At 43.8% G+C, this 26,238-nt stretch carries 17 protein-coding genes; all 17 read right to left on the reverse strand.

From position 1 onward, the window contains the following. Positions 1-23: 23 nt before the first annotated feature. The 17 genes from NST74_RS27490 to NST74_RS27575 all read right to left on the reverse strand — a co-directional run bounded on the left by NST74_RS27490 (position 24) and on the right by NST74_RS27575 (position 26,128). Complete coding sequence (locus tag NST74_RS27490; RefSeq protein ID WP_076119065.1) at positions 24-524, reverse strand: flagellar protein FlgN; 501 nt, start codon at positions 522-524, stop codon at positions 24-26. Positions 525-536: 12 nt separating this feature from the next. Further along, entirely contained in the window at positions 537-821 is a 285-nt protein-coding gene (flgM, locus tag NST74_RS27495; RefSeq protein ID WP_042131340.1) for a flagellar biosynthesis anti-sigma factor FlgM, read from the reverse strand. Between the two features lie 102 nt (positions 822-923). Beyond that, positions 924-1,334 (reverse strand): TIGR03826 family flagellar region protein, encoded by a 411-nt coding sequence (locus NST74_RS27500; RefSeq protein ID WP_341115464.1) that lies wholly within the window; start codon positions 1,332-1,334, stop codon positions 924-926. 169 nt (positions 1,335-1,503) lie between these two features. Beyond that, positions 1,504-2,091, reverse strand: coding sequence for a ComF family protein (locus NST74_RS27505; RefSeq protein ID WP_341115465.1), 588 nt, complete (start codon positions 2,089-2,091; stop codon positions 1,504-1,506). A gap of 257 nt (positions 2,092-2,348) precedes the next feature. Then, complete coding sequence (locus NST74_RS30060; RefSeq protein WP_445668221.1) at positions 2,349-4,352, reverse strand: DEAD/DEAH box helicase; 2,004 nt, start codon at positions 4,350-4,352, stop codon at positions 2,349-2,351. Between the two features lie 126 nt (positions 4,353-4,478). Then, the gene (locus tag NST74_RS27520; protein ID WP_052414762.1) at positions 4,479-4,925 is read right to left on the reverse strand and encodes a glycosyltransferase family A protein; all 447 of its coding nucleotides are present in this window, start codon (positions 4,923-4,925) and stop codon (positions 4,479-4,481) included. A gap of 237 nt (positions 4,926-5,162) precedes the next feature. Beyond that, positions 5,163-5,885: a response regulator gene (locus NST74_RS27525; protein WP_042131342.1), complete on the reverse strand. Its 723-nt coding sequence runs from the start codon at positions 5,883-5,885 to the stop codon at positions 5,163-5,165. A 4-nt stretch (positions 5,886-5,889) separates the two neighbouring features. Next, on the reverse strand, positions 5,890-7,050 hold the full coding sequence (locus tag NST74_RS27530) for a sensor histidine kinase (RefSeq protein WP_042131343.1): 1,161 nt from the start codon (positions 7,048-7,050) through the stop codon (positions 5,890-5,892). Positions 7,051-7,107: 57 nt separating this feature from the next. Then, positions 7,108-9,840, reverse strand: a complete 2,733-nt coding sequence (locus NST74_RS27535) for a stalk domain-containing protein (RefSeq protein WP_081389832.1) — start codon at positions 9,838-9,840, stop codon at positions 7,108-7,110. A gap of 229 nt (positions 9,841-10,069) precedes the next feature. After that, the gene (locus NST74_RS27540; RefSeq protein ID WP_341115468.1) at positions 10,070-14,110 is read right to left on the reverse strand and encodes an Ig-like domain-containing protein; all 4,041 of its coding nucleotides are present in this window, start codon (positions 14,108-14,110) and stop codon (positions 10,070-10,072) included. A gap of 202 nt (positions 14,111-14,312) precedes the next feature. After that, complete coding sequence (metK, locus tag NST74_RS27545) at positions 14,313-15,515, reverse strand: methionine adenosyltransferase (protein ID WP_076119058.1); 1,203 nt, start codon at positions 15,513-15,515, stop codon at positions 14,313-14,315. 338 nt (positions 15,516-15,853) lie between these two features. Further along, positions 15,854-16,123, reverse strand: coding sequence for an alpha/beta-type small acid-soluble spore protein (locus NST74_RS27550; RefSeq protein ID WP_042131347.1), 270 nt, complete (start codon positions 16,121-16,123; stop codon positions 15,854-15,856). Positions 16,124-16,274: 151 nt separating this feature from the next. Then, positions 16,275-16,811, reverse strand: a complete 537-nt coding sequence (locus NST74_RS27555; RefSeq protein WP_341115469.1) for a hypothetical protein — start codon at positions 16,809-16,811, stop codon at positions 16,275-16,277. 88 nt (positions 16,812-16,899) lie between these two features. Further along, positions 16,900-19,566, reverse strand: coding sequence for a hypothetical protein (locus NST74_RS27560; protein WP_341115470.1), 2,667 nt, complete (start codon positions 19,564-19,566; stop codon positions 16,900-16,902). An 821-nt stretch (positions 19,567-20,387) separates the two neighbouring features. Continuing rightward, positions 20,388-20,729 carry a hypothetical protein gene (locus NST74_RS27565; RefSeq protein ID WP_042131350.1) on the reverse strand — a complete coding sequence of 114 codons (342 nt, stop codon included), beginning with the start codon at positions 20,727-20,729 and terminating at the stop codon, positions 20,388-20,390. Between the two features lie 155 nt (positions 20,730-20,884). Next, positions 20,885-24,841, reverse strand: coding sequence for an S-layer homology domain-containing protein (locus tag NST74_RS27570; RefSeq protein WP_076119052.1), 3,957 nt, complete (start codon positions 24,839-24,841; stop codon positions 20,885-20,887). A gap of 159 nt (positions 24,842-25,000) precedes the next feature. Beyond that, on the reverse strand, positions 25,001-26,128 hold the full coding sequence (locus NST74_RS27575) for a glycosyltransferase family 4 protein (RefSeq protein ID WP_042131352.1): 1,128 nt from the start codon (positions 26,126-26,128) through the stop codon (positions 25,001-25,003). Positions 26,129-26,238 lie beyond the last annotated feature (110 nt).

Genomic DNA, 26,238 nt, shown 5'->3' on the forward strand with positions numbered 1-26,238 from the left:
CAGAACACTTCATCAGTACAATTCTAGCCTCTTGCATCAAAAATCCCCGACCGATTTACGTTATTGCCCTTATCGGACGGACGATGATATGTGATATCCTGATTCGGTCTTCCGACCAGCAGATCCAAAGAATAATCTATAAAAGTAAGCGACTGCTCTATCAGCTTCTGATTAAGCTCATTTGCTTCTTTCAAGCGGTGTAAAGTGCCAGAAAGCTTCTGCTGAATATGCAGCAGTCGTGCCTTGTCTTCAGGGTCAAATATAAGTCTGGACAGCTCAGTTAGGTTCAGGTTCAGGTTGGAACGAATACCCACGCCTTGCAGAACGGTATATGCTGCCGCGATTCGCTGTTCCTCGAGCTGTCCAATCAGTTTCATTAACTTGGACTCACGGTTCAGGATGTCGATTAATGCATCCACCTTGTTGTCCATAATCGTCTGTTTTTTCTCAGCGGCCAGCTCCAGCATTTGGTTATGTACTTCGTCCAGCCGCTCCAATAATTCTATTAATGTTGTCAATGCCATGGATGGTTTCACCTAATTCTCGGAGGATTGCTTAAAGTAAGGGGCGAGTTTCTCTGCTAGCTTAGCTGCATCTACTTGATAGGTACCTGCGGAGACCTGTTGCTTCAAACTGTCGATCTTAAGTGCACGTTCAGCATCATTACCAGAATTCTGTGCTTGCAAGAGCTGAATTGCTTCATCAGAGATCGATACCTCATCCTTGCGTGAACTTTTCTTCATTTGTTCCTGCCTTTGCGCGTCGGCGCTGCGTTGATACGGATTAATCGCGTTAATTCGTCCGGTCTCGTTAATTTTCATAACTTCACCTTCCTTCTAATATAAAAAAGCCGATAATCTTTACTAAGTTTATCGGCGTAGACTGAAACATTCTTTATAGCTGCAAACGTTTTTTTGCAGAATTTATAGGCCACGCAGCTTATCTATGGCGCGATATGCGCCGTCTGTTGTCTTTTTGGTAGTATCCTCAGCAGCACTTTCCTTGGCGGCACTGGAAAGATCCTTCCTTAGCCGACTACGGCAGCTGTCGCACATATGCCCATCGCGAATCAGTGTTCCACACACCTCGCAAGGATACATCATATTAGGAGCATTAGCTATAGATATCCGGCCCTCTCGAATAAAGCGGGTGATCTCCTTAATCGAAATTCCCGTAGCATCGGACAGTTCTTGAATGTTGGTTCCTTTGTTCTCCCGCAAATAATTCACGCAGATCTCATATTCATGCTCCAGATCTTTGATGCAGGGCTGGCACAAACCCATAAGATTCTTGACAAACAACCGGCCGCACCTTGGACAATTGTCTAGATTCATAACAAGCAGCCGCTCCTCTCCGTACATTCTGTACAATGCATAATATCCTCATGCTCCTAGATTACATGATTGCAGAGAATTCGTCTATGGGACGGAAGAAACGCTATTAAGCGTATGAATCTCCTTAAATAATGAATGGAGGTGTTCACAATCATGCATTTCTCTCTCCTTAGGAACGTGCCCAAGTTAAGCTATAGACCTCAACCGTATAACCATAATCTAAACCCATTTGTTGTATGATCTCAGCGCACGCACGAATGGTACTGCCCGTCGTATAAATATCATCAACAATAATAATCCGAACAGAACGATTTAGAGGTGCCTCCCTTTTTAGCCAATCTGAAAATTGTGCTGTTACTGCCGGATTCTCTGCAAAAGCGTGTTTCATATCGGTCAGTCGTTCCGCTCGGCTCTTAAAGCTTTGTTTTCCGGTATGGTGTGTGCGGATCAGCAGCGGAAGCTGGGGAACCTTCCTACGTCTAGACAAGACATCACCCAGTCTCTCCGCTTGATTAAACCCCCGTTCTATTAGCCGAGAATCGCTGACAGGCACTGGAACTAACAAATCAGCAGACCAAGAGCCGCGTTGTATATCTTTTTTATTTTTGAAGTAATGCATGATGGATGATTTTCGGGATAAAAAAACACTCTGTTTCTCTTCTTTCAAGGTTAGATACGCTCTGTCCAGCATGAGACCAAGTAAAAGGACGTATCGTTCATTGCCTCGATATTTATACTGACCCAACCATTCCCTCATAACGCTTGTGTAGGCCACTGCACTCCGGTTACAAATAATCGGTGACGGTTCATTACTACGGGAACAGTCAGGACAACCGACATGCCGACCACATTTCAGGCAACGAGGGGAACGTATCCAAGGAATGGATTCTACGCAAGTTCTGCAAACTCCAGGAAATTGTGAGGACCCAGGGTTGCGCTTGCCGCAAGTTAAGCATGGTGTTACTGAAGAGGACAAGAGTGCCTGTGACTTAGTTAACCATGAGAACAGAGAATTCATCTCGACACATCCTTACTGATATATCCTTTGCGGCGAGCGATAATGTTCATAGTTCGGATCTGGGAGATTGCTCTACGTTGGGATCGGGTCCATTGTGGAGAGGCAAATACAACACGCCCGGCAGGATCATCCTTAGATCGCCCTGCACGACCCGCCATCTGAACCAAGGAGGCTTCGTCAAAAAGATCGCTGTCCGCATCCAAAATAAATACATCGCTGCGAGGCACTGTAACTCCTCGTTCCAGAATCGTAGTCGTTACTAATAAGGAGATCGCGCGGCTACGGAAAGCAGTTACCTTCTCTGCCCGGAAGGGATCCTTGGAGGAAGTACCTTCGATGACTACGCCGGGAAAGCTCCGACGAAGCAGAGCCAGTAATCCTTCAATATGTGCAATACGCGACACAAAACAAAAGATTTGCGCCTCTCGCTCGAGCGACTTACGAAGCGTATGTATGAGAGATCTAGGTACCATCCCACGCTTTAGGCATGTTTGAACGGATGTCATGGTCAAATGCTGCGGCACAGGCAAAGGATGACCATGGAAACGGACAGGTACTCTAGCATGTGGAAGTCTGCCTGACCGAACCAACCGCTGCATTTCTTGTGGTGGTGTGGCTGATAAGTAGATAAAAGATCCGTTTGCCTTACAGGCTTGTTCGGCAGCATAAGCCAACATAGGATCATTGTGATAGGGGTACGCATCCAGCTCGTCAATGATTACGAGATCAAAGCCTCGATGGAAGCGCAGCAGCTGGTGGGTAGTCGCGAGCGTTAAGCGACCACCCACCCAGCGTTCTGCGCTGCCGCCGTAAAGCACGGCGAGAGTCTCCGCCGGGAAAGCCTTAGCGAGCCGCGGAGCGAGCTCGAGTACGACGTCGCGCCGCGGCGTCGCTACGAGGGCCCGGCCACCGGCGGCGAGCACGGCCTCTAGGAGCGGGAAGATCATCTCCGTCTTCCCGGCTCCCGTCACCGCCCAGAGCAAGAACCGCTCTGGGCACGCTTTGGCGGAGCGCTCGCGCCGCTCCGCCAGAAAACCCAGCGCAGCGCCAGCGGCTCCCGCCTGCGCTGGGCTTAACCCCCACCGGCCTGCGGCCGCGGTGGGGTCAAGAGCGGCCGTGCACCGCACGGCCGGAAGCGCTGCGCTGCGCAGCAGCAGCGCGCAAGCCCGGCTGCGCCCAAGTGCGAGGCAGGCCTCGCAATAGGCGCAGCCCATAAGGCCGCACGCGGCGCATGCCGTGCGGCCGGTCGGGGCGCTGCCGCAGCGCAGGCAGCGCGAAACCGCGCGGCGGGCGACAGCGCCGCGCCACCACACGTGCGGCAGGCTAGCCGCCGCACGCGCCAGAGCGCCAGCACCTGCAGGGAGCTGGCGGGCCCGCGCCCCATGTGCAGCCGGGGCGTGACTACCCACGGCGGCTGTCAGCTGCAGCCACCCCTGCAAATGTGCCAGTTGTGCCGCCTGGCGCCAACGACCTGTCAGCGCCGGCAATTCCTCTGCCAGCAACGCTTCTATTTCCGGTTGCAATAGTGAGCGCCCAGCCACCGCCCACGATAGTTGTTCTGCCTCCGATTCAAGCAAAGCATAATCGAGATCATTTCCTCTGCAATCATTGTTCTTCTTATCCTGTTCTATACATACCTCTCTTTGCTCAGAGAGCCGCCATAACGAAATCCCATCATAAAGCAATTCTTCCTTCGCAATTCCTCCTACCTCCCTTTCCTCTTTCAACTCAGGCTCAAGGACATTACTCACATATTGCCCCCATTCCTTAGTCCCCCAGCTCCTCATCCCCCCTCTTTGTTTGAAGGAATCGCGTAGCTTCACCGCCCACCCCAGCGGTAGCGCAGGAGATAATAAGACCAGCTTGTCCACCGTTACTAAGCCCCTACCTTGGCTCAACGAGCTAGCGCTGGACCACCACCATATATCTACTGTAAGGTCTAAAGAAATCCATACACTCCAGGTGCCCCTACATTCCAAGGCATATACAGCAGCTCGCATAAAACCCGCCTCCTTAACTCTCACCATTAATCACTCTTGCTTACACCACTTCCCTTACCGTAAACGCAAAAAGCACACTCCCCCATTTCTTGGAGAGTGTGCTTCACCCGTAACTTACATATTTACTTAAGATCTGTCGCGCTTTGATTCGCATCCCCTACTTCCTGCCATCCCCATAAAAGGCAACGAGCCAGACTGCCCTGACAACCGCAAGTCTACCACAATCCCTTGTTGCAGCAACTCTTCTTCACTCACCTGAAAAGTGTACATAGATGTTGCAAGATCGATAGAGCAGCCACTATCAGCCATCCTGGAAACAATTCCAAGGGTTCCATCGCTTGAGCCATCATCCATGAAAGTTACTCGAAATCGTTTTCCGGTTAAAAAAGCTTGAAATGTCAGCGCTCGAATGTACCATTCCACAACAGATGCATGATTGCGGGTAATGAAAATATAATGAATCCATTTCACGGACTGCGGTGTCTGCCGCACCTTCTGCCGATTATGCAGCATATGAATAATCACTGCAGCGGATACATAAACAACCGCAATCCATATCAACTGGGCTACCATGGAGATGCACCTCCTCTGTATACCAACACTATATGCCGGCTTTAAAAGGTCGGTGACTGCCCAGAGTTCCTATCAAGCATAAACGCCTTCGGCGTCCTTGAAAGGACGGTAAGCGTTTAAGCGAGAAATATAAGACATAAAGTATGGTGTGAAACTTATACTTTCTTATATTTTATAGAAACAAGCTGTGCTCTCCTTGATTTGATTCCTATATGTAACGTAAATCTGTAGATATTTTTATAAAGTTACCCAACCATATTTGATCGAGTTAATTACAGCTTGCGTACGATCATCCACTTCCATTTTTTGCAAAATGCTACTCACATGATTTTTGACCGTTTTTTCACTAATAAATAAATACTCACCGATCATTTTATTACTCTTACCTTCCGCCATTAGGCGCAGAACTTCCGCTTCACGACGTGTTAGAGGATTGTTGTCACCGGCTACAAATTTAACACCGGCTTCCTTCACTACTGTATCCGCAGCTACTCCAGTCTCATTAAGGTAAGTCATGCGCCGCAATTGATTGATTAGCTTTCCGGTAACCTTTGGATGGATAAAGGCGTGCCCCTCACAGACCGAACGGATCGCATTAATAAGGGATTCGGCTTCCATATCCTTCAGTAAATAACCATTGGCCCCTTTACGAAGGGTTTCAAACACATAACTCTCATCATCATGAATCGATAAAATAATAACCTTAACCTCTGGGAACATTTCCCGCAGTTTTTGAGTAGCCTCCACGCCATTCTCAATAGGCATATTAATATCCATCAGTACGATGTCTGGTTTAGTTCCGTTACAGAACTCCAATACCTGGATACCGTCACCACATTCACCGATGACTTCGATATCCTCCTCCATATTCAAAATACGTTTCAGCCCTTCACGAAAAAGCTGATGATCATCCGCCAAAAGAACTTTAATGGGCGTTTTAGTAGAGTTTAAGTTCTCCATCACATTACTCCTTCCCTTTCTCCACGTTCGTCGGAATGTGGATCACGATTGTTGTCCCCTGATTCTCGGCTGATATGATTTCCATTCTACCTTCAAGCAGCTCTACACGTTCCCGCATACCAACTAGCCCGAAGCTTTCACGATTGCCCTGCGGATTCTTTAATTTCTGCACATTAAAACCTAATCCATTATCCTTAATCACAATCTTAATTAACTGCGCTTGGTAAGTAATCTCTACCAATACGAAACTCGGGTAGGCATGTTTAGCTGCATTAGACAGAGCTTCCTGGACCAATCGGTATACCGCTGCCTCCATGGCTGAAGATAGTCGATGTTCCTGACCTCTGGTTTCCAAGGTCGTCCTCAGCTTCGTCTTCTCCTCAAAATCATGCACATATTTCCGCAAAGTCGGAATTAATCCCAAATCATCGAGAGCCATCGGTCGTAAATTAAAGATGACCTTACGCATTTCTTCCAGGCTGTATCGAACCTGTCCTTTCAAATCTATTACTTCGTCCTGCACCAACCCAAATTCCTGCTTTACCAGCATTCTTTCTACAATTTCCGTCCTAAGGACTAGATTTGCCAGCATTTGAGCAGGACCATCATGAATTTCCCGGGCAATTCTCTTCCGTTCTTCCTCTTGAGCCAGGATTATCTTGAGTCCTATCATCTGTCTGTTCTTCGCAGATTCGACAATTCTCGTCACCTGACCTAGTTCTCCCGACAAATATTCGAGCACTACGCTCATTTGCGAACCAATTGACTCTGCACGTTCTACAGAATTTTCGACACTGCGCACTCGCATTTGTAATTCATCACGTCTTGATCGAAGATAGACCTCTCTCTCACGCGTCATCATGAGTTCGAGCTGTAGCTCCGTAGCCTTCTCATAGGCTATACGAATATCCTTCTCTGAGTAGCGGACAAAGTCCCGGCTGACCTCTGTCAGCCGGATTCTGGAGCGGTGATACTGCAGCTCCAGCTTATCTACTTTTTTTAATGTCTCATCCGTTTCGTCCATGACCCGCTGCAGTTCTTTATTGAGTGCAGCAAGTTCATCACGTGCAACCTGCAATATTTCAAAAATCTGATACTTGCTGCTCTCCATCACGTCGATGGTATTTTTAATGACGCGATCAATCGCATCGGCTTGAAATTCCACGGATGCTTGCCCCTTTTCTATCGAATCGTTTTAAAGGTTTTCCTTTATATTAACATATCACGATTCGATAGTTACGGTCTTCGTTTTCTGTTCCCATTTTACAGTTAATCCTAGCTGTTCAGAAACTAGTCTTAACGGTACTAAAGTCCTACCTTGCAAAATGATAGGTGCTACTTCAGCACTCTGACGTTTACCATTCAGCAGATATTCTTTTTTATTTACGGTAAGATCCAGTGCCTTGGCTCCGCGTAATACCATGATCTTCTTATTCACCTGATCCCAAGTAGCGCTGCCTCCGAAAGCATCTAGTACATACCGAATTGGCACATAGGTACTGCCGTCTTTTACAATTGGAGCTACATCAATAGCTTTCTTATTTCCATTTACAGTCATTGCTTTCGAGCCAATGCTCATAGAAGCCGTACCTTTTGGTAAGCCCGCATCACTGGAAAGTGAAGGCATTGTAAAGGTGATATTATCAAAGGCAACTGTACCTGTCTTCGCCCGTTCATCTTGACCTTCCTCTACGTTGACTACATAAAGTCTCTTCAGCGTAGCTGGGAATTTAATACCTGAGCCTGACAAGTCGATGTTAATGTTCTTCCAACCGTTCCAATCGATAATCTTTGCAAGATCTACATAAGCTGTAGCTCCGCTGTTGTCTACAAACTCAGCACGCAGCCAATTCAAGCTCATATCTCCCATCACATCAACCGACATCGAGGTTGCAAGCGCTGGAACTGTTTTTCCACTTGTACCATTAAGCTGGGCATAAGCATACATTTTTCCGCTTCCAGCCGTCATATCATAACTGAGTGACAGTACCTTAGAGCCTACTCTTTCGGCTGTTCCATCAACTATTGCTGCAGTACCCTGTACCGCTGGAACATTAGTCGTAAAGTTGATTGGATAGCTTACCTTCTCAAAATCTTCCCACGTTGTAGCCGCTGCTGTCGATAATACAACCACTGCACTAAATCCATCATAACGAGCAATAGCATAACCTGTAGTTACCCCTGCATCTACAGAGTTTACAGTAAGCTTGCCATCTTTCACGGCTCCCTTAAACCCTACAAACTCCCACTTCAGGGCTGAATCTGGAACATTAATAGTTGCTCCACTCTTCGTAGCTGCCGTAACAGGCACAGACACAGTGGTTCCGGCTGTCAGCGGCGCTGTAGCTGTACCTACACTCATACTCGACAGATCATTGCCACCCAGAACTGTAACGGTTGTAGAGGCGCTTGCCGAGCCGCTTTTAGCTGTTAAGGTGACGGTACCTGGCTTCACTGCCGTAACTTCTCCTGCATTTACAGTTGCGCTTCCTCCACTGGATACCCAAGTAGGATTACCTGCCGCTACATCAATAGGGTTATAGTAAGTGTCATACCCTTTTAAAGAATACGTAGCCTTTTGGCCAACTAGCAATGCAGAACTTCCACTAATCTTGATTCCCTTCACTTCACCTTGAGGTGCGTTAGTATAGACACCAAGCGCATTAACGATGCTACGTTGCTCTGTGCCATACTCTGTATTAAACGTGAGTGTAGTCGAGGTTTCGCCGAGGGGCCTGTCTACCATCGTTGTAGAGCCGCCTCCATCGAGATTAAGCCCCTTCCAGACTCCAATATTCGTCATAAATGATTGCAGTTCGGTTAAAGACATTCCTGAACTATTGCCGTTTTTTTCAGCCGCTATGATATATACATAACGTCCATCCTGTGAGTAACCTAAAGCCGTACGTGCACGATAGCCCCCAATGCTGCTAGTTGATCGCGAAAACGTTGCTGCTTTCCCGTTATTTACTAGAATCGTATGTCCGCCGATCATCGTTTGCAGATTCGCAGGATCGAGCGATTGCTGAGTAGTCTTGGATTTCAAAGAATACTCGCTGGTAACAGGTTGTCCTACTGCCAAATGGGCAGTAACATATCGTGCGGCTAAGCCATGTGCCCGTAAAATATAAGCTCCCTTAGGAACCGCTGTAGGAAGCGCAGCATTCTCTGAGATTTGAGTAACTACACCATTCTCAACAAGTACCTCAGTTGGAGTGGTAGAGCTATTTTTAGGACGATCAAGTGCAGTCCATACATCTGTGTAGATATACATAGCATTAGCATGACTATAAGTCGAGCTTCCGCCTTCAGGGCTATAAGCACCTTTATTGATACCGGAGATCTCAAACTGTGCGCCATCTGGTGCGGTTACCATCCCCTCAAAGCTGTACTCGTCAATAATAGGTTTACGGTCTTTTGTCACTGCAAAGGCATACATTCCATTCAATTGTGAAGGGGTAGACACCAGTACTCCACCTGATACTTGTCCACCGATTGGAGCACCCTCACCGCCTGTATTAAAATAATCTCCATTTACAGCAGCTACGGCTCCAGTTTCCTTAGCCATTCCACCAGTACTTTGCCGTGTAGTCAGGTTTCCGCCTTTACCCGTCATCACATCTAAAGAAACATATGGGTTGTTAAGATCTACTCGAATAACATCCGCAAGCCCAGAAGCACTCGCTCCAGAACGTGTAGTAGTATATTTATATTTCATCATAATGGCGCCCGAAGTAATCACTTCTTCTCCCAGCTTACTTACTTTAAAAGGAGCTGTGGCTGCAGCTGCGATTGGTGCAGACCCCTGACCAAACAGCATCATACCTTCACTGCCGATTACCGGCATAATCCATAACACACCAGCCAATGAAGCAGCAATCCACTTTTTAGTGGAAGATAATCTTATTCCCCGTACAACATCGCTACTCTTCTTCTCCATGAAAACTTCATTCATTTCAACGTAACTCTCCCATCTCTTTTGTACTCTATCAGTCCATATCAATGTCTGGAAACTGGTTCCTATTTTTCTAGTACTCTTTTAATAGACTGAAAATAAGCCAAAAAGTTGCGAAATTGAGAGATTTCAAGCTTTATAGAGTCGGAATTGTCATAATTAGACGACAAAAAAAAGCCCGGCATAATTACCGGACTTTACCAATTGATTCTTTGTTTACAAGAGTTGTTTACAGGTAATCTGCCTGTTTCAGCATCCGCTGCAGCATCACGGCAGCTTGAGCACGGGTGGCATTGCCCTGAGGCTGGAACTCACTTGCTGTCATGCCCAAAATTATCCCTGATTGCACTGCCTTGGCGACGAACTCAGCGCTTTGATTCTGAATCTTCGACTTATCCTTGAATTTTGCAAGCGTTGAGGCAGAAGTACCGCTTAGCGTAATAGGATGATTGGTATATTCCATCGCACGGATCATCATAATCGCCATCTGCTCGCGTGTTATATTATCATTCGGACGGAAGGTTCCATCCGTATTCCCCGTAATAACTCCTGCTTTAGCCGCTGCGCCAATGTAGTCTCCAGTTTGTGTGGAAGGCTGCACATCCCGGAAGCGTTGCGCGGTCTCACGATCTCCCAGCAAACCTAAACCGCGACTAAGCATAACAGCAAACTCAGCACGGGTAATTTTTTTCTCTGGATTAAATGCACTACCGTAGCTGCTATCTATAATATTCTTAGCGGTAAGTTCAGCAACAATCGCATTGCTCCAATGCTTACCCATATCCGTAAAGGTTCGGGTGGACAAAAAGGTCCCTAATATCTGATTACCAGCGGTACGAGCACGGATAACCGTATAGTTGCCGACCGTACTGACTTTTGTAGGTAGATAAGCCGCATCGTAATAGGAGAGGTCTAATCTGGCCGCAGATGTTTGCGCACTATTTAATGAAGAAGTAGTACGTACGGTATATTCTCCTGGTACAGTCAGTGCCTTGGCATTCGCATAATTATCACTAATTATTGCTGTCACCCGGACATCCAAAAGACTTGTAATGGTTCGCATCCCCATCGTTTGTAGCTTTTGCTCAAAAGGTGTAAATGTGCCTGCTGGAACTTTATCCAAGCGGAACACAAGTGAAATATTTTTACTGTCTGAAATCAAGCTACTTGCAAGTCCGCTCATATCAATATCATTGAGTCCTACACTAAATAGGTTATCTCCATGTCGAATCATAAACTTTGTATTTTTATTACGGTTCACCGCGTCAAGCAATGGTTTTAGCGGAACGGTCACAAAAGCTGCTTGTTCCGTGGAAGGAACCTCAAATGCCAAAATATCATTATTCATCTTAGACAGATATTCATAACTGGCAGCTATTCGATCTGCATTTAAAGTATATCTTTTTAGAGACAGATTATATAAAGAGCGGTCATCCACAATTTGCGAAGAATCACTCTTTAGTAGTGCATACTCTTTACCAAACTCACTCGTTGCAAGTGTTCCTAGATAGGATGGACGATTTCCAGATCCGGTTGTCACGCCTGTCAGATTCTGAACTGATAGTGCAGAGAATGACGACAGTACATTACCACTGAAATCCTTAATCGTACCGGCACCAGACATATAGGATAAGTCCACTGTTTGACCGGTCTTTACAACAGAGGATAGCGTTATTTTTAGAATATTGCCGGAGATATAGTAGGATTGCACACCCAAGCTGCTGCCATCTGCTCTAACTCCAAACTGATTGGCGTAGAGGGAACCGGATGCTTGCATATTCTTTGCAAAAGTAACCGTTAACTCGTCTCCTGAAACGGTCGCTGAGTTAATCTCCGGTATGGTAGTACCGCTGTTTTCTGAGATGGATACAGGCTGTAGGTTAATATACGCTGCCCGATTGCCATTCAGATCGCTTATCCCGGCAGAACCAGGCACATAAGATATGGTCACATTCTGATTAACTGTCAGCGCAGTCTGAAGCGTTAAAGTAACCTGAGTGCCGCTAACCGATACATTAGTCACATAATTAGGTGTGCTGCCCACTAACACAGAAAACTGACTATTCAGCGGGAGACTGGTTGTAGACAAGCCTTCATTATAATTCAGAATGATCTTAGTGCCGCCTCCGGTTGCACTTTGAAACACTGGCGGAATGGTATCGTTGCTGTTACGGATATTAAAATCAGTAAAGTCCGCAATATTTTGTCCATAAGAATTCTGCAAAGGATATGAACCTGCATAATAGGACACCCGAACGTTCTGTCCATTTGATGCTTCACTACTCAATGTTAAGTATACTGTACTGCCGCTGGAACTTATCGAGTTGACTCCAAGTGAGCTTCCATCTGCAATCACTGAGAACTGGTTATGTGCGTAATAGGAAACCGGTTTTAATGTGTCATTAAAATTCAACACTACGGATCTACCCGTGATTCTCCCGTCTTTAGGTGTCGGCATGGAGGACTCGATAGAGTTCGTAATCTGTTTAGCGCTAAAAGTGCTCGCTGCATTTCCGCTTGGGTCTTGAATTGTCCGCAGTCCGCCATTATAGCTGACCTTCACAATCTGCCCAACAGCTACTCCTGTACTCAATACCAGATAAGCGCTGTCTCCTTGAATATAGACACTTTCAATCGCTCGATTCTCGTCATTGACCGTAACTCCAAAGCTTGAAGTCAGCAGCGCTATGGATGAATTGAGCGTCTCATTATATTTCAGACGAATGGTTCGGTTATTCTCAAGCTGTGCAGATGTGAGCTGTGGAGCTGTTTTGTCCAGAGACAAGGTCTTGAAGCTCCATGAATTTTTACCGCTTAATCCTTCATATAGAACGTTAGCATCACTTGCATCTACAAAAGCCCCTTTGGCGATGTCAATGTAATACGTAGAGTCACTATCTAACGCTACGGAAGGTGTGATGATATATTCTTTAGCTGTGCTGGTACTCCGAGTAACGTTAACCGGCACCTGAGACCCCCCACTTTTATATAGAGCCACACCACTAGCCACAGCGCTGTTGTAATTCACATCCCGATTAAACGCGATCGAAAAGGATCTGTTATTCGCTATAGATTCACTTCGATCAGATGGATTCAATGCACTTACACCAAGTCCAGTCAAAGATACCGTTGTGAAGGTCCAAGTGTAAGCGCCCGAGGCAGGAAATACATTTCCATCTTGGTCATAAAAAGCACCTTGGGGGATGGTAACTGTATATTGCGTGCCATTTAGCAGAGGTGAGGCTGCTGATGCCGGATTCAATGTTATGGTTCTGCTGCTTCCTCCAGTAACCGCTGGCGAGTTCACATTAAGCCATCTCGTTCTAGCATCGTTAGCAGCCCCTGGGGACACCGTAATCACACCTGATGCAGGCATCATAGGTCGGTCAAAAGTAAGCTGTAGCGCTCCTGTGGTAGATACACCACCTGTACCGTTAGCAGGTGATGGAGTCATCGGAATTTCAGCTACACCTTTTGTAGAAAAACTCCATACATTCCCGCTAGAAATACCAGAAAATGTTCGATTATCTACATCTTTAAAAGCGTAGGAATCAATGAGAACATAATAATTCCCTCCGGCTCCCAAGGCTTTATCCAACGATAATTTAACTGTTGTAGAACTAGCATCAGTTTGAACGTTAACTCTGGTGTCATCATCCTTAATTCTGAACTCTTGCACTGTTGTATTATCTGCTGAAGACAGGACTCGGATAGAGCCTCCACCTTTTAACAGCTGCTTATTTAGTGTCAGACTAAGTTCCTTTAAACTCCCGGCATCTACTCTTGCATTACTAGCCGGTGTGAAGTTACCTGCGGTAATAGCCGTATTACTCTCAGGAGCAGTGGTAAATGCCCATGAAGTAAGCCCTGATTCATTCCCCTCATTATCTTTGAACAATCCTTTGGGAATTGTAACCGTGTATGCCTTATTCGGAGTAAATTGTTGGTTTGGACCTAACTTAAGCTCGTAGTCTTTTGAACTACCAATTAATCCATAGCTACCAATAGGAATCGTTACAAAAGGTGCACTATCTCCCTGTCCCGTGATGGTAATTTCTCCAGCCTGTGGGTTGACTTGACGGTCAAAGCTTAGTTTAAGAGATGATCCTATATTTACATAGGTTGCTCCAGGTGCTGGTGACACGCTTATGCCAAATTCCGCTGCAGCATGCACTGCCGATATTCCGATTCCAATAGAAGGATACCCTGTTCCAAGTACCAGTTCTCCCGCTAGAAAAAGCGCCGTCCATATTGAAATTTTTCTTTTCATGCCGTGATAGACTCCTCTCAAACCATACTAACGTCTTTATGTATATTCTTATATTTCGGTTAAAGGGCTTACAAAGTTTAGTAGTCTACTTCTCTATGATTAGAATCAATCCTAATTCTGTTCATTACATAAAAATAGCCCGCACAGTCGACACTAAGTGCCAACTTGCGGGCCTAACGTATTATTAAGAACGTATAATTAACTACAATCCAGCCTGATCTCTGAGTAATTCCGCTTTATCTACGCGTTCCCATGGAAGATCTACATCCGTACGTCCGAAATGGCCGTATGCCGCAGTCTGTCTATAGATCGGTTTACGTAAATCAAGCATGGAGATAATCCCCGCAGGGCGAAGGTCAAAGTTGTTGCTGATCAGTTGAACCATCTTTTCTTCACTGATTTTACCTGTTCCGTATGTATCCACATTAATCGAGACAGGAGTAGCCACACCAATGGCATAAGCAAGCTGAATCTCACATTTATCAGCCAGACCTGCAGCCACTAGATTCTTCGCTACATAGCGAGCTGCATAGGCAGCAGAACGGTCCACTTTAGTTGGATCCTTACCAGAGAATGCACCACCGCCATGACGAGCATATCCGCCATACGTATCAACGATAATCTTCCGTCCAGTCAGACCGGCATCCCCTTGAGGACCACCAATAACAAAACGTCCGGTTGGGTTAATAAAGTACTTGGTTTCGGAATCGAGTAGTTCCGCAGGAACAACCGGCATAATTACATGTTCTTTAATATCAGCCTGAATTTGTTCAAGAGAGATTTCCTCCGCATGTTGTGTGGATACTACGATAGCGTCCACGCGTACAGGCTTCTCATCTTGATATTCAATCGTAACTTGTGTCTTTCCGTCAGGACGCAGATATTCCAATGTTCCGTTCTTACGAACCTCAGACAAGCGACGAGCAATACGGTGAGATAAAGCGATCGGTAGCGGCATCAGTTCTGGTGTCTCATTCGTAGCAAAACCGAACATCAATCCTTGATCACCCGCGCCAATATTTGCCGTTTCTTCAGCCAATTGTGCTGGATCACGGTGCTCTAGTGCAGAGTTTACACCCTGAGCAATATCAGCTGACTGCTCATTAAGTGAGCTCAACACTGCACAAGTATTATAATCGAAACCATATTTTGCACGTGTGTAGCCAATTTCTTTAATGGTGTTGCGTACGATGGCAGGAATATCTACATACTCAGATTTGGTACTGATTTCCCCGATCACCAAAACAAGACCAGTTGCTACTGCTACTTCGCAGGCTACACGTGCATTTGGATCATTAGCTAAAAATGCATCCAATACCGCATCGGAAATCTGGTCACAGATTTTATCCGGATGCCCCTCCGTCACGGACTCGGAAGTAAACAAATGACGCCCTTTAATAGACAAGTATAACAACCTCCCTTATGGTTAGTCTGACACTGTATAAGGAGTTCCTTTATAATCACACAGGCCAAATAAAAAAACTATAAAACAAAACAACTCAGAAGCCTGTTTCTTTTTATGAAGGATGATTGCAGTATTTCATGTTTATATTCACTAAACTCTTCAAAAAATGAACCTTTCCCATATGGAAAAGGTCTAAGGCTTTCCTCAAAAGTCATATTATCTTATTTGGGAGGTGGTGTCAATTACTCCGAAACCCCTCCAACACAGTATAAATATTGATTTCGCCGTATGAAAAAGCAATATCAGATAGGATATATAAGAGTCCCTATACCCTGATATTATTGAAAAAGAGACTGTTCGGCTTGCTTAATGAGTCTCTTCGTGATTTCTCCGCCAACAGAGCCATTATCTCTTGAACTAAGATGTCCAAGATACTGGCTACGGCCAGAACCACTACCTCCGATTGCCCCTAATTCAGAAGCAAACTCCGTGTCTGCTCCGCCTCCATAGTGCGCTCCATATAAACCAAATTCAGCTGCAATCTCATATTGCATTTGCTTCAACATTGCCCGACTTTCCGGTACCACTGTACGATTGTTACGTGCCATGTTACAGCACCTCCTGTGAATTTGTAAGATTACAGGAATATTGTGCGTCCAATATCTACTCTTCAATCGCGCCAATGATTTGTAACTTTGGAAATCAGTTTGAATGTATGATCAAGTACTTTTAAGGGCATTATGAGTATATAATTACAAATTATTTCAGTGTATAACCACCGCGAACCATGACAACAAGGCCAAGGGTTTGTCCTGTTTGGACAGTAATACCACGACTATCCCGAGGAAAGGATAATAAATGGTTAGTCGGCGCAGCTACTCCATTTGCAAGATCTTTACCATCTGTTAAATCAGCCACACCGTTTGCATCCTGAGAGTAGATAACCGCTTTACCTGCGCGAACAATAAATTCAGCACCTGCGGAAGCAATTAAAGTTTGACCTGGTTTTACATCGACAATTACGGATTCATTACCACTAGTAGTTGGAGCTGTTGTTGCTGTTGGAGCTGAGCTAGGACTCGGAGTAGCTGTAGCTACTGGAGCTGTACCTGTACCACCTGTAAGTGCTTTCTGAATTTGCTGATCTACATAGCTTTTGGTAACCACTGGATCATCTGCTGTGCCAGGTTGTGAACCAACACCTGCACCTTCAGCAGTAACATTCAACAGTGACCCAGCCCATACACCACCAGCCAGCAATATTACAGCTGTTGTTACTTTCCATACCGATTTCAATGAAGTTCCTCCTCATGAGTGGGGATAAATGCCTATAAAAAAAGAATAGCCTCCGAAGAGGCTATTCTTGCTTCGTAAAGGAAGCTAATTATCTTACAGTTTGTTTGTTACCTTTAACAATTGTAAGACCATCGTTATCAGCAGATTTAGCATTTTCCTTAACTTCAACAGTCAAGGAATCAACAGTATTCAAATCTGTGATTACTTTACCGTTAACAGTAAGTTTCAACAATACTTTACCTTCTTCGCTACCAGTACCAACAGTTGCATCTACAACTGCTTTAACTGTATCCTTACCATCCAAACCTACAACAACATCGAAGTCACTAGCATCAACAGTCTTAACATTACCTGAGAATGTCAATGTCAGGTAAGTAGAATTGCTGTTAATAGCTGCTTCAGTCAATTTAGGAGCAGTTGTGTTCTTAATATAAGGATTTGCAGAAGCTGCAGTAGTTGTATCCAGTCCGTTTCCTGCTGCATCAGAGATACCAACAACTTCAAACTTGTAGTAGTCAGATTTTGTAATTCCACCTACTGGAATGAATACATTCACATGAGCAGTAGCTGGTTTAGTAGCAGAATCATCTTTACCGATTGAAGCTACAACAGGATAAGAGCCGGAAGGTAGAGCTTTACCGCCTAGAACATAGCTGCTAACATCACGAAGTGAAGCTACATTCAAACCAACGTTGTCATTAGCAGTTACTGTGAACTGATGGTATCCAGGTTGTGAGGAAACCGTCTCATAAACTACAGAAGTAACTGTAGGTCTCTTGTCATCGTTAGTTGTGATTTTTTCAGCTGTAAGATTAACAGTTGCTGCGTCGGAAGCATTAGCTGCTCTAGCTTTATCCTTCACCAATCCAGCAGTCAGACGAACTGTGTAATCTCCGCCCAAAGTAGTGCTAGTCTTAACAGTTACTTTTGCACCTTTAACAGTCATATTAGCTTGAGTAATTGGTGAACCAACAACAGTACCTGTGGATTCATCAATGATGCTAACAGATCCAGTTGCAAGTACAACATCTTCACTGAAAGTCAGTACAAGACCGCTAGAACCGTAAGTAGCAGATACTACAGTTGGAGCAGTAGTGTCTTTAACGAAAGTAACTGCTTGAGTCACAGTGGATCCAAGAGTGTTACCCAAAGTATCACGAACTGCTGCTGCAAATGAAAGTGTACCAGTGAAAGTTCCGGATGATGGGAAATTGAAACCACTAGGTACTTGCAGTTTAATTGTGTCGCTATCGTCAGTTGTAACAACGCTCATGTTACCAACTTTGTCGCCGTCAGCTTTCAACAAGGAAACATTACCCTTGAAGGATGCAGCGTTAACCTTTTTGTTAAATTTAATTTTTACATATTGATCGCTCTCAGGAGTAACGCTAACGATCGTAGGAGCAGCAGTATCAGCTACTACAGTTACACTTGTTTTAAGCGAGCTTGCAACGTTACCAGCAAAGTCAGTAACTTTGTTAAGCACTACATCATTAGCTGTACCAGTTTTCAGTGCAGTATTTGTAGTCAATTTAAATGTATCAGCGGATTCTTTGGATACAGATACAGCAGAACCGTTAACAGTAGCAGTAAAGCTATATTGTTTTACTGGCTCGCTGAATTGTACGAATACTTCTTTAGTAGAATCTTTAGCAACAGCATTGATAGCTTTAACTGTTGGAGCTACTGTATCAGCAACTGTCAACAATGTAGTGTAAGTAGCAACTTTAGTTCCAGCTGATGTCAGAACGCTGTCACTTACTACTACTGTGTATTGACCCTTCAAGTAGTCAGTATCAACTTTGTCAAGAGTGATTGTCAACTCGGTGCCAGCTTCATTCAAGCTTGCAGCTGAACCAACAACAGTTACAGCAGTTCCGCTTACAGGTACTACCTTAACAGTGTCAGCAAGCAATTTACCATCTTCAATCACAGAATCAGCGCTAATTACACGGTTGAATTTAACAACCACTTGTTTAGCGTTTGGAGCTTCTACGGAAAGAACCTTAGGAGCTGCCAAAGTTACTTTAGTTGTGTAGTCGTGGTTATTATGTTTGAAGGAAATTGAAGTTTCAACGCCTTCTACAAGTGCTGTAGTCAAAGTTACAGTAGTAGTAGTTTTGTCAGAGAAAGTTACAACTACGCTAGTTGGGCTTACTGCTTCTGCAGAAGCTACAGTAGGAGCTGCTTTCAATTGATCAACTGCATATGCTGTTTCAACTACCAAAGAACGGCTAGCGTTAGCTTTGAAGTTAGTGTCTTTAGCAATCAGACCAGCATCGATTACTGCTTGAGCATAACCTTTAGCCCATGCAGATGCACTGTTGTCGCTTGTTGCTGGTGCTTCAAGTTTCAAAGCGCGGAACAATACAGCCGCCACTTCTTCAACAGTTACTTTACCGTTGTAGTCGAAGATACCTTTAACAGTATCTTTACCTTGCATCAAGTTAGCTGCAGTAACAGCTTCGATGTAAGGAACTGCCCAGTTACTAGCGTTGTAACCTTTGTCTTTGTAAGACAATTTGTTAGTTACTTCAGTAAGATCGAACAATTTAGTAACGATCTTCGCGAATTCAGCGCGAGTAAGATCTTTTTCAAGGTGAGCTTGACCATCTGGGTACCCATTGAGAATACCTTTTGCTGCCAAAGCGTCAAATTTTTGTTGCGGAGTTGCTGCTGCGTCACCAAACGCTACAGAGGCAAACATCGAGAATGCCATTGCTGTAGATAATGCTACGGATAAAATTTTCTTCATAACCTTTTTTTCTCCTCCTTGGACGTTCATAAACTGAGATTTTTCTTTAGTTGAGTAGCTCGTGTCACTCATTAGCCGATGCACCCCCTTTCCAGAGTTGAGCAAATTAAGTATAAATAATGTCTGTGACGGGTATCACAGAAACTGGTAAACAATGATCAGGACATGACAATACTAGATTCCTAATTATACCTAAGTATTATACAATGTGCCTCAAGTCACGTAAAGCTAATTTTTCCATTTTGTTAAATTCGCTTTACCACCGGTTAATTTCAACTGCCTGTGTAAATGACTCTACACCTTAAACGCAGAAGATTTGGAAAAGTTGCGGTTTCTCAAAAAAAATATTTTCTTTTTTTGTTTTCCGGTACAATCCCAATAGAAGATACATATGTATGTTCTACTAACTATTGTTAATCATGGGTTGCCACGGAAAATAGTATACCATAGTCGTTTTCTAAACGTCATTATGCAATATTTACTAAGTATCATTAACACTAGTGCCATTTATTTAAACATTCCTACAAAATTTGAGTATAAAGGGGCGAAAAGACCTGATTACTCACATTCACCGTAGGCTGTTTATATGGCGGCTCCCCTTCTGAGCTTCAGCTCTTAAAGCTATAACCTAAAACCCTTCGCTTATAGATTCGATCAAACATGTCCTTTCTCGGTTCGCCTCCTGGCTCATTGCTTTGATGATTCGTAAGCTGATGGCTACTACTTACCATCACCACTCGGAGATCCGCTCTATAGATAGCATCATGCTGAACGCAACAAAAAAGCGCCGTTGCCGGCGCTTGCTTCTATTACAGTAGGGTCTAACGAATCTTCATAGATAACTGGATCAATTCCTGACGCTTTTCAGGACTTGAGTTTACATTGTCGTACATTGCATCAATAGCTGCGCGATTCTCGCGGTAGCTCTTTTCATGCTTAATTGTAGTATGAGACCATTCGATCAGAGCGTTCTCAGCAACGACAAGCTCATTGTAAGAATCATGGAATCCTGTAGCTTGCACAAGCTCCTCCATAACCTCCTGTGTAATCTCCTGTAGTGCCCGCTTAGCCGCAATTTCCTTTTCTAACACTTTTGCTCTATTCTCAAACATATTCTTGGCTTTCATGTAATCCAACTGTGCTTTTGCTAAAATCGGTTTCATGGTTGGCTTTCACCTTTCAGAAAATAATATTTTCTACGTTATTGTATCGTAAATCTAAGAAGAATACAAAATATATGTCTTTGGTAATTGCTCTCATTACATTAAAACACCGGTCTGCGAATATTTTTTCGCAGGCCGGTGAACATTTTTTTGCTTTAGTTAAAGTTCTTCGGGAAGATGCTTGTACTCTTTTGCAAGAGCGCAACTGTAATCTTTCCAGCCTCCGCTCTAGTCAATTTACCCTTTGGATTAAAGTTATATACGGGTTTCTTCTGTCCTGTAACCGTCACGGCGCTTCCTTCCATAATCTTAGCTTTGGACACAGCTTCAATGGCAGGGCGTGAATAGAAATCCATATTACTAGTATCAACAAACGATTTACTTAAGGTTGCCAAGAGTTTACTGTCATTCAAAGACATCTTCAGCTTTAGCGCCCTAGCGATCATTACCGCCGCTTGTTCACGTGTTAAAGCTTGGTCAGGTCCAAAGAAGCCGTCACTTAGTCCTGTAACAATACCTGCCCTAGCAGCAGTCTCAATATGTTTGAAATCCCAGGTAGCCGAAACCGCTTGTGGCACAATATCGAAGAATGTTTGCTTATTGGCATCATAGTTTAAAGGAATACTCAGAGATTTCACCAGTAGTGTAGCGAATTCTCCACGTGTTGTTAAATCATCTGCGCCGAATGCATCTGCACGAAGATTAGTCATGAACCCTTTAGAATACAATCCATTCATAATATTTCTACCCCATGGGTGATTCGTAATATCAACAAAACCACGACGTAGCTTCATAACAGTGTAGTAACCAAACTCATCAAATGGAACTGTGATGGTGTGCTTCTTCGTATCTACTTCTCCACCTATGTTTTCCCATTTCCCAGCATCGGTATAGCGGAATACTGTTATTGTCGACCCCACTTCATCCACAATGCTGGAGTTAAAAGTAAGCGTCAATTCACCGCGTTGGGAAGGTACAATTTTACGAGTTTGACTGTACTGCGTAAAATACCCCGTCTTCCCGCTAGCGTCCACAAAATGCGGAGTAACGCCATTGGTTTCAACATTAACACCGTCTTCTCCTAAACCTCCACTGAGCCAGTAGATATCAGATACTCTTGAAAAATTATTTGTAGAGACGGTTGATGTGAAGCGCAAAGCGAGATCCTGCGGGATCACAAGTTGGCCTCCTCCGCCTTCTGTTCTGTCATCGCTGCCAGTGACGTTAATTATATTCCCGTAGTCATTCTTTCGTTCAACGACACCGTCAGCGGGGTCCGCAATACCAAACAATAATTTTGTATTAGGATAATATTTCGCAGCACCAGAGCTCGTAAATCCCTTCATAATTGTCCCTTTAGGGAAATTCAATTCCAGGGCTTTATTGAAAACACTATACTTCGTAGCTACCTTCTCCGCCATATACTGCGTGTCGATCTGTACCGCACTGGCATAATAGACATCTATAGTATCGCTAATTGTAGAGTTAGCACGGACGATTTGTATCTTAATTGGCGTGGATTTGTCTGCCTTCAAACCTACATAATCATAGGTAAAACGATCTTGATTCGGAAAATCTGTGCGTTTTTTGGCTTCATCTTTACCAATAATTACTTTAGTCGCGCCTTCTGCTTCAATATCGAAACGAACAAAGTTCTTGTTAACAACGATTTGTTTACCTACAGTTGGTACAGGTGAGAGAAGACGATATGGAGCCACCTCTCGTACTACCTCGAGACGCTGTGTAGTTCTTGCCCCTGTCTTATTAATAAGCTCAAGTGTATAAACTTGACTTCCTGGAGCATCAAATTTAATGTCACGTAATCGTAAGATAAAGTTCTTAGCGCTTCCGATGTACTCATAGTACAGGCCATTTGCAGCCAACTCATCAGGATAACGTTTTGGACCAATAGGACCTTCAGGATTGTCTGTTAGGAGCTTATCTTGTCCTGTTGAAGTAAATACCAGAGTTGAACCCTGATATAGATTTAACGTCGAAGCTCCGCTTCCTTGTAGCACCAAGTCAAATTTATCTTTGCTTGTTGTATATTTCTCGTCCTTATAAATAATTTCAGATGGCAATGCAAGAATTGCATTACGCTCTACTTCATTAGTAAGAGTTGTCGATGTAAAAGGTAGACGATTATCTCCTAAGGTTGGGTGGAACTGCTTCAACCCAGATATGTTGGTATCAATGATATAGAGTTTCAGTTCTTTTTTAATAATCCGCTGATTTCCTGTACTATCTTTAGAGACCCCTGTAAACACGATTTTATTCTCACCGTACACCAAGGGACCCGACTGGCTAATTCCTAAGTTGAAATTGAAGGTCGTCTTGTCGCTAGTTGAACCATTCTTCACCACACCAAGTGCAAATTTATTTACAATAACTTTACCCTCTGAATTCTTGGTATCAGGTAATTGATTACTATCAATACCATTAATCTGTACTTGTGCACTCTCGATATTCTCAAATCCAATATATTCACCATTAACATTCAGTGTTCTATCGATACTTGAATCGAATTCGTAGGTTTGTCCGTCCTGCAGATTGCTTACGTAAATATAGTTTTTAGATACATATGAAATATCAGCATTATAATAAGACTCCGATCCTGTGTATCGGAACTGTACTTTCTGCTGACCGTTAGAGAAACCCGTAATTTTATAAACGTATTCGTTTGTACCAGTAACCGCCTCAGTAACAGGAGATATACTTAACGGTTTATTACTCAAAGGTAAATAGTTAGCAGTTAACACAGCTGATGTTGATTTATTTGTTTTTGCCAAAATATAAAAGGTATCACTCTCCAACTGTTGACCATTTAGAGGCAGTTTTGAAATGTTTGTAAGAGCTCCTGAGCCTGTATATCCAGGAAGATAGTACATTTCTGTTATAACAGTCTCATCTTTTAAGAATTTATAAGAATAGATATGAGAACTACTATGGGTGCCATAATCAACGGACAGCTTAAAGTCATTTACACCTGGGAGAATATCTAGATTAGTATCAGTCGTAAATTTAACCAATTTGTACGTTGGAGTAACGCCATCAGGACCAGGAATAGTTAATTCCTCTTCCACGCTTTTTATCGTAACAACTTTTTCAGTACTGGCAGTACCTTTATTAAGAGTTAGTACAGCACTTGTTTTGAATGGAGCTACGTTGTAAGGCACCAATATTTGTCCTGTAAAACCTGCAACACTAGGACTAAGATCAGCAGTTAATGTAGGTATTTTATCATTTAGAATATTATAATCGACAGAATTATGATTGATGTTCAAAGAAGCAAACGGTTGATCCTTATCAAAGAAATAAACCGATCTGTCTATGGTTATAGAATCCGAGGCATTTTGAATCACAATTTTTAGAGTACTTAAACCCGGATTCAAATTTAAAGCAGGTGTAAAAAATGTTCCATCTTCCAATAAGGAGGTCTGTAATGCAGTCCCGCCATTCACGGAGACACTTACTTTCGTTGCATTCGCTACTTTACCTTGAAGAGTAACTGTAGATACCGGCACAACAACCTGTGTTCCTTCGTTTAAATTAAGCGCAGAAGGTCCACCCAATACTTTTAATTCTGTTACATAAGGCACTTGATCATATAGCACATAGAAGGATTCTGAACGTTGAAGATTACCTTGCATACCAGAGAAAGTAATCTTATTAAAGCCTGTATACAAAACAAGACCAGACGCTACAAAGCGATTGTCCGGACTATTGTTATCTGTTGTAACTGTTCCTGTAGTCAAGCGAGTCGAATCCGTTACCCATTTTTTGCTTGAGCTATCCTGAGTTAGCTGCTCAACAGTAACCTTCATTGTAGATGAAGTTACCTGTGAGTATGTCCCTGTAATCGAAAAGGTAGGATTACTTATTTTGTAGACACTAGAACGACTAATTAACCCCTCTGGGTTTTGATTATCTGTTGTTGGCACAACGTCCTGCTTCAACAAAACGGTATTACGTAATGTGAGATCATCCGGACTGAAGAAAGTCGTAGAGCTCGTGGTTGCCGCTGCCGCTAACGGCGTGTATTTACCTGGGAACATAGAAACGATCAAAGCCGCCAGCATCAGCCAAACGAACGGTCTCTTAAAGCGTTGCATGTGTTATATCTCTCCTTTGAGTATAAGTTCTCGTAAACCTTCACTTTGTTCTTTATCGGTCATAAGTAGTGATATTTTTAGGGAAAATAACAAAAAACTCATCCGAAATCGAATGAGTTTTGTTAGATATAGAAAATTTTAGAATAATTGCTTAGTCACTTAGGACTTAGAGCCTCTTTCCGGATCAGCCTTCATACGCATTCTTAAAAAGAAATCAATCAGCGGACGTTTTGTCTTGCCGATCAAACCTGTGATTTCAGCACCAATCTGCAGGAAGAATAGCATGATGCAGATGACCACGAACGTAACCCAGTTCGCTTCATATAGAGCTGCTGATGATTGAATGACAGCTAGGATACCGAAAAATGCAGCAATACCATAAATAATAAGTACAGTCTGACGATGGCTGAAGCCAAGCTCGCGAAGACAGTGATGCAAATGCCCTTTATCTGGCGCGAAGATTGGTTTCTTCTGCAGCTTACGTCGCACGATCGCAAAGAACGTGTCCGACAAAGGTACACCGATAATAAGTAAAGGTGTAATAAACGAAACTACAGCAATCTGTTTAAATCCTAGCAAGGCTAGTAAAGCTAAGCAAAAGCCTAAGAAAAGCGAACCCGTATCTCCCATGAAAATCTTAGCGGGATGGAAGTTAAAGAACAGGAATCCAATAATGCTACCCAGAAGCAACAGACACAACATTGCAACCATGGTGTTTCCCATTACGAAAGCCATTGCCGCAATCGTAGCAATAGCAATTCCTGATACACCAGCCGCAAGCCCGTCCAGCCCGTCAATCAGATTAACGGCATTGGTAACACCGACAATCCAGAAAATCGTAAGCGGGATAGCAATCCAGCTCTCCAGTGAGGAATACGTATTGTTAAATGGAATATTCACAAAATCTACAGTAATACCAAAGCCGAAAACAACGATACATGCTGCGATAATTTGGCCCAGTAGCTTCACTTTTGCTGATAATTCAAATCGGTCATCAAGTGCCCCGATAAGTACAATCAGTCCGCCGCCACACAGCAGCGCTTTAATGAAGTTGACCTCCCGCGGAGTGAACTCGTATGGAATAATCGGCAATACGGCAAGCAGGCCTAACACAAACGCTAGAAAAATAGCTAATCCGCCAAGGCGGGGCATTATTTTCGTGTGCACTTTACGAGCATTCGGCACATCTGTTGCACCAATCTTAATGGCGAATTTCTTCACCAAAGGTGTGAGGCCAAGTGCGAGTCCCATGCATACGATAAATCCAGCGATGTATATGATTAACATTTGATCAGTCGACCCCCATTTCTCTACCGCATTGAATTATACGCTGTTACAAAAACAAATTCCAATCCTTTATTTAGGCTATTTATCTGATTTTCTAGGTGAATATCGGC

The sequence above is a fragment of the Paenibacillus sp. FSL F4-0125 genome (genome assembly GCF_038008565.1).
Classification (GTDB): Bacteria; Bacillota; Bacilli; order Paenibacillales; family Paenibacillaceae; genus Paenibacillus_AQ.